At 73.8% G+C, this 13892-nt stretch carries 11 protein-coding genes; 5 read left to right on the plus strand and 6 right to left on the minus strand.

Annotated elements, in window-relative coordinates; genetic code table 11:
- Nucleotides 1-70 precede the first annotated feature (70 nt).
- Complete coding sequence (locus tag ACSNOH_RS18080) at nt 71-631, plus strand: TetR/AcrR family transcriptional regulator (RefSeq protein ID WP_436722384.1); 561 nt, start codon at nt 71-73, stop codon at nt 629-631.
- A 33-nt stretch (nt 632-664) separates the two neighbouring features.
- On the opposite strand, the gene ACSNOH_RS18085 is transcribed toward ACSNOH_RS18080, so the two are convergent.
- From ACSNOH_RS18085 to ACSNOH_RS18095, 3 genes are all read right to left on the minus strand, one after another.
- Nucleotides 665-1600, minus strand: a complete 936-nt coding sequence (locus tag ACSNOH_RS18085) for an endonuclease/exonuclease/phosphatase family protein (protein WP_436722394.1) — start codon at nt 1598-1600, stop codon at nt 665-667.
- A 300-nt stretch (nt 1601-1900) separates the two neighbouring features.
- A complete protein-coding gene (locus ACSNOH_RS18090) occupies nt 1901-2554 on the minus strand; it encodes a TetR/AcrR family transcriptional regulator (protein ID WP_436722385.1) in 654 nt (217 codons plus the stop codon).
- Nucleotides 2551-4197, minus strand: a complete 1647-nt coding sequence (locus ACSNOH_RS18095; RefSeq protein WP_436722386.1) for an MFS transporter — start codon at nt 4195-4197, stop codon at nt 2551-2553. Before ACSNOH_RS18095 ends, ACSNOH_RS18090 begins: the two co-directional genes overlap by 4 nt.
- A gap of 193 nt (nt 4198-4390) precedes the next feature.
- Between ACSNOH_RS18095 and panB the strand changes: the two genes are divergently transcribed.
- From panB to ACSNOH_RS18110, 3 genes are all read left to right on the plus strand, one after another.
- Entirely contained in the window at nt 4391-5260 is an 870-nt protein-coding gene (panB, locus tag ACSNOH_RS18100; RefSeq protein ID WP_436722387.1) for a 3-methyl-2-oxobutanoate hydroxymethyltransferase, read from the plus strand.
- Between the two features lie 421 nt (nt 5261-5681).
- A complete protein-coding gene (locus ACSNOH_RS18105; protein WP_436722388.1) occupies nt 5682-6716 on the plus strand; it encodes an ATP-binding cassette domain-containing protein in 1035 nt (344 codons plus the stop codon).
- The gene (locus tag ACSNOH_RS18110; RefSeq protein WP_436722389.1) at nt 6713-7540 is read left to right on the plus strand and encodes an ABC transporter permease; all 828 of its coding nucleotides are present in this window, start codon (nt 6713-6715) and stop codon (nt 7538-7540) included. Before ACSNOH_RS18105 ends, ACSNOH_RS18110 begins: the two co-directional genes overlap by 4 nt.
- 24 nt (nt 7541-7564) lie before the next feature.
- Here the strand turns inward: ACSNOH_RS18110 and ACSNOH_RS18115 are convergent, their stop codons facing one another.
- Nucleotides 7565-11083: an AfsR/SARP family transcriptional regulator gene (locus tag ACSNOH_RS18115; RefSeq protein ID WP_436722390.1), complete on the minus strand. Its 3519-nt coding sequence runs from the start codon at nt 11081-11083 to the stop codon at nt 7565-7567.
- 128 nt (nt 11084-11211) lie between these two features.
- Here ACSNOH_RS18115 and ACSNOH_RS18120 point away from each other — a divergent pair, with 128 nt between their 5' ends.
- A complete protein-coding gene (locus tag ACSNOH_RS18120; RefSeq protein ID WP_436722391.1) occupies nt 11212-12015 on the plus strand; it encodes a site-2 protease family protein in 804 nt (267 codons plus the stop codon).
- A 60-nt stretch (nt 12016-12075) separates the two neighbouring features.
- Here the strand turns inward: ACSNOH_RS18120 and ACSNOH_RS18125 are convergent, their stop codons facing one another.
- Together ACSNOH_RS18125 and ACSNOH_RS18130 are read right to left on the minus strand one after the other, a co-directional pair.
- Complete coding sequence (locus ACSNOH_RS18125; protein WP_436722392.1) at nt 12076-13287, minus strand: cytochrome P450; 1212 nt, start codon at nt 13285-13287, stop codon at nt 12076-12078.
- Between the two features lie 96 nt (nt 13288-13383).
- Nucleotides 13384-13892: DUF4232 domain-containing protein (locus ACSNOH_RS18130; protein ID WP_436722393.1), on the minus strand; the 509-nt coding region annotated here is incomplete at its 5' end.

Below are 13892 nucleotides of genomic sequence, written 5' to 3' on the forward strand. Positions count from 1 at the left end.
TATGGATGAAACGGTAGACCCTCTATACGGTGCCGTATAGGCGGGGGGTCGGGTGAGAGGAGACACGGTCATGGGCGCCATCCGCACGCCCCGCGACAAGTGGATCGAGGAGGGGCTGCGGGCGCTCGCGGCGGGCGGCCCCGAGGCCGTCCGGATCGAGTCGCTCGCCCAGGCCCTCGGCGTCAGCAAAGGCGGCTTCTACGGCTACTTCCGCAACCGGGACGCGCTGCTCGCGGAGATGCTCGACACGTGGGAGCGCGAGGTCACGGAGGTGGTGATCGAGCAGGCCGAGGGCGGCGGGGGAGACGCCCGGGCCAGGCTGGCGCGGCTGTTCGCGATCGTCGCGGCCGCCTCCGACGGATCGGTGACCAGCGTGACGGCCGAGCTCGCGGTCCGCGACTGGGCCCGGCGCGACGAGGCCGTCGCCGAGCGGCTCCGGCGCGTGGACAACCGGCGCATGGACTACCTGCGCTCGCTGTACCGCTCGTTCTGCGCCGACGAGGACGAGGTCGAGGTGCGCGCCCTGCTCACCTTCTCGTCCCGGATCGGCACCCGCTTCATGGCCGCCGACCACGGTGGCCGCAGCCGCCAGGAGGTCATGCTGCTGGCCAGGGAGTGGCTCATGAGGTAGCCGCTCCCCGGCCGGGAGACGGGAGAAGGGGGCTCAGATCTTGACGCGTGCTGCCACCGGCAGGTGGTCGCTCTTCGTCTCCGGCAGGGTCCACGCCGAGACGGGGTCCATCCCGCGCACCATGATCTGGTCGATCCGGGCCATCGGGAAGCTCGCCGGCCAGCTGAAGCCGAAGCCGTCGCCCGCGGCGCCCTGCGCGGACCGCAGCTGCGAGGTGACGGGGGCGAGGGAGCGGTCGTTCATGGTGCCGTTGAGGTCGCCGAGGAGGACGACGCGCTTCTCCGGCTCCTGGGCGATGGCCCGGCCGAGCGCCTCGGCGCTGCGGTCGCGCTGCCCCGCCGTGAAGCCGGCGTTGAACTTCACGCGCACCGACGGCAGGTGCGCGACGTACACGGCCACCGGCCCCTGGGGCGTGCGGACGGTCGCGCGCAGGGCCCGCACCCAGCCGAGCCGGATGTCGACGGGCTGCACCAGCTCCAGCGGGTACTTGCTCCATATGCCGACCGTGCCCTGGACCGAGTGGTACTTGTACGAGCCCGCGAGCGCCTTCTCGTAGCGCGAGGTGTTGGTGAGCTCCTCCAGGGCGACCACGTCCGCCCCCGAGGCGGCGACGGCCCGGGCGGTGGCGGCGGGGTCGGGGTTCTCTGCGTTCACGTTGTGCGTGGCGACCGTGAAGTTGCCGCCCTTGGCGGTCTTGTCGCTGAGGAGCCCGCCGAAGAGGTTCACCCAGGTGACGACCGGGAGCAGCAGCGCGATGAGCGCGGTCGCCGAGCGCCGCACGAGCGCGAGGACGAACAGGACGGGGATCGCGAGCCCGAGCCAGGGCAGGAAGGTCTCGGTCAGGCTGCCGAGGTTGCCGATCCGGTTGGGGAGCTGGGTGTGCAGGAGCATCAGCAGCCCCAGCAGGCCGGCGATGACGGCGAGGACGATGCCGCGCCGCCAGACGCCGCGGTCCCGCCACTTGTCCATGAGGCGCCGGGCCCCGGATCCGGTCCGCTCCGGACCGGTCCCGTCTCGGCCCGTCTCCTGCATGTACGCCTGCGCCATCCGTTGCCCTCAATCTTCTTCCGCTGCGGCCCCGCCCACCAGACGATAGGTGATCACCCGGCGGGCGCGGCATGCGCTGCTTCCGCTTCTTGCCCGGCACCCCTGGAAGGGGTGTCGCAGGGGAGGACGACGGCCCGGCGGACCGGGGTTCCGGACCGGCGGCCCACGGGGCGTGCTGTGACAGAACGGGCATAATCCGCGGCCGGCGGGAGAGGACGCCCCTCAGCGCGGGCGGATCCCCGCCAGCACCGCGTCGACGATCTTCCCGGGCAGATCCTCCGGCAGCTCCGCCCGGTCGTGGAACATCGCCCGCGACAGCATGGGGCTGACGATCAGATCGCCCATCAGCTCGACGTCCAGGTCGGCGCGGACCTCTCCGGTGGCCATGCCGCGCCGCAGGACGGCGTGGACCGCCTCGCGGCGGACCCGGACGACCTTCTCGTGGTACTCCTGCCAGAGCCTCGGATGCGCCTTGACCTGCGCGAGGACCGTCCGCAGGACGGCGGACTCCCGCTTCGCAAGGCCGCGCCGGCGCAGCACCTCCAGCAGCGTCACGAGGTCGTCCCGTACGGATGCGCCGGCGGGCTCGGGGGCCTCGTCCTCCAGGGAGCGCATGACGTCGAGCATCAGCGCCTCCTTGCCGGGCCAGCGGCGGTAGACCGTGGCCTTGCCGATGCCGGCCTCGCGCGCGATGCGCTCCATCGACAGCGCGCCGAGGGGGACGCCCTCTTCGAGGAGGCGCAGGACGGTCTCGACGACGGCGGTGTCGAGGGCCGCGTTACGGGGCCGGCCGCGCCGCTCGGCGGTGCCGGGCGGGGCCGCGGCGGTCGTTGCTGCTGCCGGCGCTTGTGTTTCCCTTGCCGTGGTCTGTGTCATGCGCCCGCCCCCGCCTGTTCCTTCCGGCCGTCCGGCCGCGCGGCCCCCGCCGCCGGGGGCGCGGACCCCCGCTTGGGCAGGAACAGCCCGACCACGACCGCCCCGAGCAGCGCCGACGCGCTGGCGCAGAGGGCGGTGACGTGCATGGCGTGGACGAAGGCGTCGTTGGCGGGGCCCACGATTGCCTTGCCCTGCGGGCCGAGCCGGGCCGCCGCGTTCAGCGTGGCCTCGATGGACTCGCCCGCCGCGTGCCGGGCTTCCCCGGTCAGGCCGGGCACGGCGTCGAGCCGCGCGGAGATCCCGTCGCGGTACGTCGTGGACAGCACGGAGCCGAGCACGGCGATGCCGAGCGCCCCGCCGAGCTGCCGGAAGGTGTTGTTCACGGCCGAGCCCGAGCCGGCCCTCTCGCGCGGCAGCGACTGCATGATCGAGACGGTGGCGGGCGGCATGATGTGCGCCATCGAGGCGCCCTGGAAGAACAGCAGCACCTCCAGCACCCACACCGGGGTGTCCCGGTCGAGCAGCAGGAAGGCGGCCATCGTCGCGGCGACCATCACCATGCCGCCCGTGCAGACGACGCGCACGCCGAGCTTAGCGACCACCCTGCGCACGCGTACGGCGAAGAACATGTGGGCCGCCGCGAGCGGCAGCATCAGCAGCCCGCTCTGCAACGGCGTGAAGCCCCGCACGCTCTGCGTGTAGAAGACGGTGAAGAACGTGACGCCCATGAGGGCGAAGAAGACCAGCGCGATGGACGAGACGGCGGCCGAGAACGCCGGCTTGCGGAACCAGCGCATGTCGAGCGCGGGGTGCGTGGAGCGCCGCTCGTGCACGACGAACAGGACCAGGACGAGCAGACCGCCGCAGACCGTGCCGTAGACCTCGGGATCGGTGAAGTCGGCGAGCTGGCCGCCCTTGATGATGCCGTAGACCAGCAGGACCAGGCCCGCCACGGAGAGCACCACGCCGAGCGGGTCCAGCCGGCCGGGCCGCGGGTCCTTCGAGTCGGGGACGAGCAGGGACATCGCGATCACGGCGGTGATCACGATCGGCACGTTCACGAGGAAGACCGAGCCCCACCAGAAGTGGTCGAGCAGGATGCCGCCCGTGATCGGCCCGATCGCGACGGCCAGGCCGACCGCGCCCGCCCAGATGCCGATGGCCTTGGGCTGCTCGTCGCGCTCGAAGACGTTCACGATGATGGCGAGCGTGGCCGGCATGACGAACGCGCCGCCGAAGCCCATGACCGCGCGGAACGCGATCAGCTCGTGGGGCGAGCCGGAGAACGCCGAGAGCACCGACCCGGCGCCGAAGACCACCATGCCGAAGAGCAGGACCTTCTTGCGGCCGAGCCGGTCGCCCAGCAGGCCGGCCGTGAACAGGATCCCGGCGAAGACCAGCGTGTAGGAGTTTATGGCCCACTCGAGCTCACTCTGGGTGGCGCCGAGGCCCGTGGGGGCGGGGGTGGCGATCGTCTTCATCGCCACGTTCAGGATCGAGTTGTCCAGCACCACGATGAGCAGGCTGAGCAGCAGGACGGCGAGGATCGCCCAGCGTCTGCGGTGGACCGCCTCCGGGACTCTCCGGGGCGGCGCGGCGGGGGCGGCGCCGGGGGGACCGTTGCCGGAGGGATCGTCTGCCATGTCCACCACCCTAGATCTTTTCCGATACGGGCCCGTCTCGTATTGGAAAACCTTTACCCGGATCCGACGAACGGATGTGCGCCCCCGCGGCCCCCCGGCCCTTTCCCGCCCGCGGGCGGCGTGTCAGCATGGGAGGTGATCCGGGGACGCCGTCAGGGCGCCTCGAGACGACACATCACAGGAGCACACCGCCATGACGACGACGCCTGCCCCGAAGCCGGACAGCAGCCGCGACCCCAAGGCGCTGTACGGGGGCACGAGCTCCCGGCGCATCACCGTCCGCGACATCGCCGCCGCCAAGGTCCGCGGCGAGAAGTGGCCCATGCTCACCGCCTACGACGCGATGACCGCCTCCGTCTTCGACGAGGCCGGCATCCCCGTCCTCCTCGTCGGCGACTCCATGGGCAACTGTCACCTCGGCTACGAGTCCACGGTGCCGGTCACCATGGACGAGATCGCGATCCTCTCCGCCGCGGTCGTACGCGGCACCAAGCGCGCCCTCATCGTCGCCGACCTGCCCTTCGGCGCGTACCAGGAAGGCCCCGTCCAGGCGCTGCGCAGCGCCACGCGGCTGATCAAGGAGACCGGGGCCGGAGCGGTCAAGCTGGAGGGCGGCGAGCGGTCCGCCGACCAGATCAAGCTGCTCGTCGACGCCGGCATCCCGGTGATGGCCCACATCGGCCTCACCCCGCAGTCGGTCAACGCCTTCGGCGGCTACCCCGTCCAGGGCCGCGGCGAGGAGGCCGCCGCGCAGCTGCTGCGCGACGCGAAGGCCGTGCAGGACGCGGGGGCCTTCTCCGTCGTCCTGGAGCTCGTCCCGGCCGAGCTGGCCGCCGAGGTCACGCGCACCCTGCACATCCCGACCGTCGGCATCGGCGCGGGCTCGGAGTGCGACGCGCAGGTGCTCGTGTGGACGGACATGGCCGGCATGACGCCGGGGCGCCTGCCGCGCTTCGTGAAGAAGTACGCGGAACTGCGGGAGGTCCTGGGCGACGCGGCCCGCGCGTTCGCGGAGGACGTCGTGGACGGCGCGTACCCGTCGGAAGAGCACGCGTTCCACTAAGCGCCTGCGGCGCGCTGCGGCCCCTGGCTGGTAGGCGCACTGCGAAGCCGTGCCGGGCGCTCTTCTTCCGCCGCGGTGGTGATCAGCCCCGATGGTGCTGTCCGGCGGTGCCGTGCCGGCCTGCGGGCCGGTCCGGCACCGCCGGTTCGCTTTGCGGCGGGTTGCGCGCCGCTGCGGCGGAGGAGAGTGGGGTGCGGCACCCCGAGCAGGTAGCCAGGCGCCGCGAAGCCCGCCGCAGCGGAGGAGAGTGGGGTGCGGCACCCCGAGCAAGTAGCCGGCGCCGCGAAGCCCGCCGCGGCAGACGAGAGTGGGGTGCGGCACCCCTGGCAGACGGCGCGCCGACACCGCGGCGACAGGCCGCCGACACCCCTGTCGGCGGCCTGTCGGCGCGTTGTCAGTGGCCCCTGGCACCGTGGTGGGCATGACGCGAAACGACACCTCACGGGGGGCGGGCGGCGGCGGGAACGCCGTCGAGGTCCGCGGCCTCGTCAAGCACTTCGGCGCCACCAAGGCGCTCAACGGCGTCGACCTGGACGTCCGCGAGGGCACCGTCCTCGGTGTCCTCGGCCCCAACGGCGCCGGCAAGACCACGCTCGTGCGCTGCCTGTCCACCCTGCTCCGGCCGGACGCCGGCACCGCCCGCGTCGCGGGGTACGACGTGGTGGCCCAGCCCCGGCAGCTGCGCCGGGTGATCGGCCTGACCGGCCAGTACGCCTCGGTGGACGAGAAGCTGTCCGGCTTCGAGAACCTGTACATGATCGGCCGCCTGCTGGACCTGTCCCGCAAGGAGGCCCGGCGCCGCGGCGAGGAGATGCTGGAGCGCTTCTCCCTCACGGAGGCCGCCAAGCGCCCCGCCGGGCAGTATTCCGGCGGCATGCGCCGCCGCCTGGACCTAGCGGCGTCCATGATCGGCCGGCCGGCCGTGCTCTATCTGGACGAGCCCACCACCGGCCTCGACCCCCGCACCCGCAACGAGGTGTGGGAGGAGGTCCAGCGGATGGTCGCCGAGGGCGCCACCGTCCTCCTGACCACGCAGTACATGGAGGAGGCCGAGCAGCTGGCCGACGAGCTGACGGTCATCGACCGCGGCCGGGTCATCGCGGGCGGCCGGGTGGACGAGCTGAAGGCGAAGGTCGGCGGCCGCACCCTGCAGATACGCCCGGCGGACCGCGGCGAGCTGCACCGGATGGTCGGCGCGCTGGCCCAGGCCCAGCTCGACGGGATCGCCGGCGCCACCGCCGACGAGGCCGAGGGCGTCGTCAACGTCCCCATCATCAGCGACGAGCAGCTGACGGCCGTCGTCGCCCTGCTGGGCTCGCGCGGCTTCGCGATCTCCGGCATCTCCACCCACCTGCCGAGCCTCGACGAGGTCTTCCTCGCCGTCACCGGCCAGAAGGCGTCCGCCCCGCAGCAGGACGGCGCCGACACCGACGCACTCCAGGAGGTCGCCGCATGAGCGCGGCTACGCTCGGCGCGCCCGCGGCGGCGGCGCCCGCCCGTGAAGGCCGCATCGGCCTGCGGGCCAACCTGCGGCACATCGGCGCCCTCGCGCGCCGCAACCTGCTGCAGATCAAGGCCGATCCGGAGTCGATGTTCGACGCCGTGATCATGCCGATCATCTTCATCCTGCTCTTCACGTACGTCTTCGGCGGCTCGATGGCCGGCAAGGGCCACGAGAAGGAGTACCTCAACTACCTGGTGCCCGGCCTGATGGCCATGCAGGGCATGAACATCGCCATGGCCGTCGGCACCGGCGTCAACGACGACTTCAAGAAGGGGGTGATGGACCGCTTCCGCACCATGCCGATAGCCCGGTCCTCCGTCCTCGTCGCGAAGATCGTGGTCGAGATCGGCCGGATGCTCGTGGCCACCGCCATCCTGCTCGGCATGGGCTTCGCCCTCGGCCTGTCCATCACGACCACCCCGCTGCACCTGCTGGCCGCGGTCGCCCTGTCCGTGGCGTTCGGCGCCTCGCTGATGTGGGTGTTCATCCTGCTGGGCCTGTCCCTGAAGACGCCGCAGGCCGTCCAGGGCATCGCCATGCTCGTCCTGATGCCGCTGCAGTTCGGCAGCTCGATCTTCGCGCCGACCGCGAAGATGCCCGGCTGGCTGGAGGGCTTCACCAAGTACAACCCGCTGTCCAACCTCGCCGACGCCGCCCGGCACCTGATGCGCGGCGGGCCCGTGGCCCACTCGGTGTGGATGACGCTGGCCTGGGCCGTCGCCATCACCGTGGTGACCGCACCGCTGGCCGTCTCGAAGTTCCGCAAGAAGACCTGAGCCGGGCTTCCCGCGGTGCGCGCGTCATACGAGGGCGGCGGCCTCCTCCAGGGTGAGGCCGCCGCCCTCGGCGTACGCGCGCTCGTACGCACCCTCGCCGAGCACCTCGCGCACCTGCGTCTCCGTGCGCTCGTACACCTCGCGCTCCACCGTCGCCACCGGGAAGTCGGACGGGCGCAGGGCCTCGGCCGCGCCCAGCAGCCGGGCCGCGCGCAGCGCGTGCTCCTCGCGGGCCGCCGCGGCGGCGTGCTCCCCGCCGGACGCCTCGGCGTGGGCGAAGGCGGCGAACAGCAGGTGCGTCATGGGCAGCTGCGGCACGGCCAGCGTCGACAGCGGGTCGCCGGCCGTCGACAGGGCCTGGCGCAGCCTGGGCAGGGCGTCCAGCGGGCGGCCCTCCAGCGTGTCCAGCCACGCCATCTGACCGTGCATCAGGCTTTCGAACATCACCACCGAGCGGATGCCGAAGTCCGCCATCAGCTCGTTGAAGATCTCCCGGGCCTCGGCCGTGCGCCCGGCGCGGGCGACCCGCACGCCGAGCTGGAGCCGGCCGAAGATCGCGGCGTCCGTGTTGCCCTGCTCCGCCTCCGCGATGGCGTCGCGGAGCATCTGCTCGCCCTCCTCGTCGCCGACCGTGCCCGCCTCCACCAGCGCCCCGGCGAGCCGGGCGCGCAGCGCCGGCAGCTGCCCGGTCGAGCCGAGCTCGCGGACCTGCTCGACGGCCTCGCGGTAGTCCTCGGCGGCGAGGCCGAACTGCCCGCGCCGCTCGTGCACCTCGCCCAGGCCCGTCAGGCCCTCCGCCACGCCCCAGGAGTCCCCGAGCCGCCGGAATATCCGTACGGACTCCTCCGCGTCCGCGGTGGCCTGGTCCAGCCCGCCGGGGTGATCGTTGAAGATCTTGGAGCGCAGCTGCAGCGCGTGGCCCAGCTCCCAGTCGTACCCCAGCTCGCGGCAGCGGGCGACCATCGTGTCCAGGGTCCGGTAGAGCGCGTCGAAGTCGCCCGTCATGAGGATGGCGAAGAAGACGATGAAGCCCGGAACGCGGCAGGTCTGCGGCTGCCCGTCGGTGTAGGCCGCGGCGATGACGCGCAGCCTGCGCTGCATCTCGGGCGTGTGGATCATGGCCATGTCCGTGATGCTGATCAGCCGCGTCAGGTGGATCCCGCGCCGCGCCTCCGCCAGCACGTCGGGCGCCATCGGCGGTGGCTGCTCGGTGCACGACGCGTACAGCGGGGGGACCGGGACGGCCGGTCCGGCGAACGGGTCGGGGCCCATCGTGCCCACGACCTCCGCCCAGTGCGCGGCGTCCGCGCGGTGCTCCCTGAGCTGCCAGAACCAGCTCAGGGACAGCACCAGGCACAGCGCCTCCTGCTCGTCCCCCGCCGCGACGGCCCGCCGCAGGGCGGTGCGCAGGTTGTCGTGCTCCAGCTCCAGGCGCTCCAGCCAGGTGCCCTGGGCGGGGCCGCGCAGCAGCGGGTCGCCGGTGCGGGCCAGTTCGCGGTACGCGACGAGGTGGCGGCGCTCGGCCGCGGCCCGCTCGCCCGACTCGTCCAGGCGCTCGGCGGCGTACTCCCCGACGGTCTCCAGCAGCCGGTAGCGCATCTCGCCGCCCGCGGAGGGCGCGGCGACCACCAGCGACTTGTCGACGAGCGAGCCGAGGAGGGCGGCGACGTCGCGGGCCGCCACGGCGCAGGAGCCCGCCGGCGCGGCGTCCGGGCCGTCCGAGCAGACCTCCTCCGCGGCGGCCAGGTCGCAGCCGCCGGAGAAGACGGACAGCCGGCGCAGGACGGCCTTCTCGGGGCCGTCCAGCAGGTCCCAGGACCAGTCGACGACCGCGCGCAGGGTCTGCTGGCGCGGCAGGACGGTACGGCTGCCGGAGGTCAGCAGCCGGAAGCGGTCGTCCAGGCGGTCGGCGAGGGTGCGCGGGCTGAGCAGCCGCAGCCGGGCGGCCGCGAGCTCGATCGCCAGCGGCAGACCGTCGAGCCGGCGGCAGATCTCGGCGCACGCCTCCGGGTCGTCCTCGACGCGGAAGCCCGGGCGGGCCGCGGCGCCGCGGTCGGCGAGCAGCCGCAGGGCCACGGTGTCGGGCAGCGGCTCCACGGGGCGCACGGCCTCGCCGGGCACGCCCAGCGGCTCCCGGCTGGTGGCGAGCACGGTGACGGCCGGGCAGTGCGCGAGGAGCGTCTCGGCGAGGAGGGCGGCGGCGTCGATGACGTGCTCGCAGTTGTCGAGGACGAGCAGCATGCGGCGCGGCGCGCAGTGCTCGGCGAGCCGCGCCAGCGGGTCGGCCGCGGAGGCGTCGCTCGCCGCCCGCAGCCCGTCGGCGGTGGTCCGTACGACGGTCTCGCGGCCGCCGAGCGCGGTCAGCACGGCCTCGGGCACCGTGGCCGGGTCGTCGACGGGCGCGAGCTCGGCGAACCACACGCCGTCCGTCCAGCCGCCGCCGTCCGCGGCGGCGGCCTCCGCGGCCTCCTGCGAGAGCCGCGTCTTCCCGGCCCCGCCGGGGCCCAGGAGCGTGACCAGGCGGTGGGCGCGCAGGTCGGCGCCGATGGACGCGATGTCGTCCTCGCGGCCGACGAAGGAGGTGAGCCGGGCCCGGAGGTTGCCGGGCGGAGGGGCGGCCGCGCCCGCGAGGGAGCCCGGGGCGGGAGCCCCGGAGGCTGCCGTCGTGCCGTAGGGCGCCGCGGTGCCGCGTGCCGCCCCCGGATGGGTGCCCGGGGCGTGCGGCAGGCCGGTCGCCGCGGAGCCGCCCGCCGCTCCCGGGCCCGCGTCCGGCCGGAGCCCCGCCCCCGCCGGTACGTGCGCACCGGCCGCCGGCCCGGCGGGCTCCGGAGCCAGCAGTTCCGCGTGGAGCGAGCGGAGCTCCGGGCCCGGGTCCGTGCCGAGGCGGTCCGCGAGGTCGCGGGCGAGGCCGGCGTAGGCGGCGAGGGCCTCCGCCGGGCGGCCGGCCGCGCGCAGGGCGCGCAGGCGGACGGCGTGCAGCGGCTCGTCCAGCGGGTGCTCCTCGCACAGCGCGGCAAGCTCCGGAAGGACCTGCTCCGCCTGCCCGAGGGCGACCGCGGCCGCCAGGCGCGTGCGCCGGGCGTCCAGGCGGCGGGCCTCGTAGCGCACGGCCGGGGCCGCCCGGCCCGGGAGGTCGGCGAGTGCGGGGCCGCGCCACAGGGCCAGCCCCTCGTCCAGCAGGTCGGCGGCCTTGGCGGGGTCGCCGTCGGCCAGGGCCCGGGCCCCCTCGTCGGCGAGCCGCAGGAAGCGGTGCAGGTCGACGTCCTCGGGCCCGGCGCAGAGCCGGTAGCCGCCGGCCGCCGAGGCCACGGCGGCGTGGCCGATGGCGCGGCGCAGCCGGCCCACGAGGGCCTGCAGCGCGCCCGCCGCGTCCGCGGGCGGCTCGTCCTCCCAGACGGCGTCGATCAGCGCCTCGGCGGTCCGCACGCGCCCCGGGTGCAGGGCGAGCGCGGCGAGGAGGGCGCGCAGCCGGGCGCCGCCGAGGGAGGCGGGCCGGCCGTCGCCGGAGAGGGCCTGGGTGGTGCCGAGGATGCCGTAACGCACCCGCCCATTCTCTCCCGGCCGCTCTCCCGGACCGCACGCCCGGGTTACGCGCGGGAGGGGCCCGGCAAGTACCGTCACCCCGGTACCTCCCGGTACGGCCAGGACCCACCTCACAGGAGCGCAGGTATATGTCGACAGCGAGCCGCGGCGAACGGCGTGTGAGCCCCGTCTTCCTCGCCCTCGTCGCCATCATGGCGGTCTCCATGTGGGCGGTGTGGACGGACTACTCGGCGAGCCCGGGCTTCGCCGTCTTCCTCTTCGTCGTCTCCGGCTGGGTCGTGTCCCTGTGCCTGCACGAGTACGCGCACGCGCGCACGGCCCTGTTCGGCGGCGACCTCACGGTCGGCGCCAAGGGCTACCTCACGCTCGACCCGCTGAAGTACACCCACGCCCTGCTCAGCATCGTGCTGCCGGTGATCTTCGTGATCATGGGCGGGATCGGCCTGCCCGGCGGCGCGGTCTTCATCGAGCGCCACCGCATCCGCAGCCGCTGGAAGCACAGCCTGATCTCGGCCGCGGGGCCGCTGACCAACGCCGCCTTCGCCGTGGTCGTCACGGCCCCCTTCTGGCTGGGCGCCACGGACGGCATGCCGGACCACTTCCGCTACGCGCTCGGCTTCATGGCCCAGCTGCAGGTGACCGCCGCGATCCTCAACTTCCTGCCCGTGCCCGGCCTGGACGGCTACGGGGTGGCCGAGCCCTGGCTGTCGTACAAGGTGCGGCGCCAGGTGGAGCCGTTCGCCCCGTTCGGGATACTGGCCGTCTTCGGCTTCCTGTGGATCCCCGAGGTCAACCACGCGTTCTTCGACATGATCGACGCGGTCCTGCGGTCCCTCGGCGTGACGCCGTGGGACACGTACTGGGGCCAGGAGCTGTTCCGCTTCTGGCAGGGGACGCCGGACATCCCGCCGCTGACGGGCCTGGTGTTCTGAGCGCTCCGGGTTCTCCGACTTCGGGTTCTCCGACTTCGAGTTCTCCGACAAGGGCGCCGGTCACCGCTCGTCCCAGGTGACCGGGAGCCGGTGCACGCCGTAGATGTTCGAGCGGTGGCGCAGCGGCACCTCCCCGGGCGGGACGGCCAGCCGCAGCGACGGGAAGCGGGCGAAGAGCGCCGGGAAGGCGACCCGCATCTCGACCCGGGCCAGCTGCTGTCCCAGGCACTGGTGGATGCCGTGGCCGAAGCCCAGCTGCCCGGTGGCCCTGCGGTGCAGGTCGAGGGCGTCGGGGGCGGGGAAGCGCTCCGGGTCGCGGTTGGCGGCCTGGAGGGAGAGGGTGACCGTCTCGCCGGCCCTGATCAGCAGGCCGTCCACGTCGACGTCCTCCAAGGCCGACCGCACGGTGGTGTGGGCGACCGTCAGATAGCGCATCAGCTCCTCGACGGCCCGGTCGGCGAGACCCGGGTCGGTGCGCAGGGCGGCGAGCTGGTCCGGGTTGCTCAGCAGGGCGAAGGCGCCGTGCGCGAGCATGTTCGCGGTGGTGTCGAGCCCGGCCCCCAGCAGGAAGCTGCCGAGGCCGGTGAGCTCCTCGTCCGTGAGGTCGCTCGCGGTCAGGTCGCTGAGCAGGTCGTCGGTGGGCTCGGCGCGCTTGGCCGGCACCAGCGCCTGGATGTACTCCTGCAGGCCCGCCATCGCGGCCTGCATCTCCTCCGCCGACGAGTCCTGGTCCATCAGCGCCGCCGTGTGCCGCTGGAAGACCTCCCGGTCCGCGTACGGCACTCCCAGCAGCTCGCAGATCATCAGCGCGGGTACGGGCTGGGCGAACGCCTCCACGAGGTCCAGCGGGCCGCCCCGCCGCTCCATCGCGTCCAGGTGCCCGGCGGTGATCTCCTCCAGGCGCTCGGTGAGCGCGTTCATCCGGCGGACGGTGAACTTCCCGGCGAGCAGCCGCCGGTAGCGGGTGTGCCCGGGGGCGTCCATGCCGGTCATGTCCCCGGTCGGCGCCGGCGGCAGGCTGCCTTCGGGGCCTCCGGGGAGCGGGTAGTGCAGCAGCTCGTAGCGCGAGCTGAAGCGGGGGTCGGCCAGGATCGCGCGGACCGTGGACCAGCCGGTGGCCAGCCAGCCCACGTGTCCGTCGGGGTAGCGCATCGGGACCAGCGGCTGCTCCTCGCGCAGGGCGCCGAGCCCGGCGGGCGGGTCGAAGGGACAGTCGGCCGGGCGGTCGGTGGGCAGGGTCACGGGGGATTGCACACGCGGTTTGGCGTTCATGACACCACCGTGGCGCGCTATTGGCGCCAAGTCAAGTCCGGCTTGGCGCCAGCGCAGGGTGGGGATGGTGGGGACGGTGTGCCGGCCCGTGTGCGTTCAGGAGAGCGCGTCCCCGGGCTCCGCCACCCAGTACGTCACGCGCAGGGAGCTGTCGACGTGCACGCCCTTCGCCTGCAGGGCGGCGTCGGCCATCCGCTCGCTGCCCTGGAAGCCGACCTGGAGGCTCCGCGCCGTCCAGCCCTCACCGGCGCTGCCGTCGCCCGCGGAGAGGATCACGCCGGCGTAGCCCTTCCCGCCCGGCGGCAGCGAGGTCACCGCCTGCGGCTTGCTCTCCTCGACGACCGGCGGAACGGACTGGGCCCCCTCGAACTTCACGACCGGATAGCCCGTCAGGTCGCACATCTTCGAACCCTTGTTGGTGACCGTGAGCAGCAGGTGGTTCAGGGGGCGTGAGACCGGCGCGGCAACGATTTCGGTGTCGGCCGCGCTGCAGGGCACGCGGTTCCCGGGGGCGTACGGGTCGCCTGACGCGCCGCCCTTTCCGCCGGGGCGGTGGGCCGAGGAAGCGGCGGGCCGGGCGGGCTTCGCCGAAGGGGCGCCCGGCC

It is taken from the genome of Streptomyces sp. URMC 127, assembly GCF_051386535.1.
GTDB lineage: Bacteria > Actinomycetota > Actinomycetes > Streptomycetales > Streptomycetaceae > Streptomyces.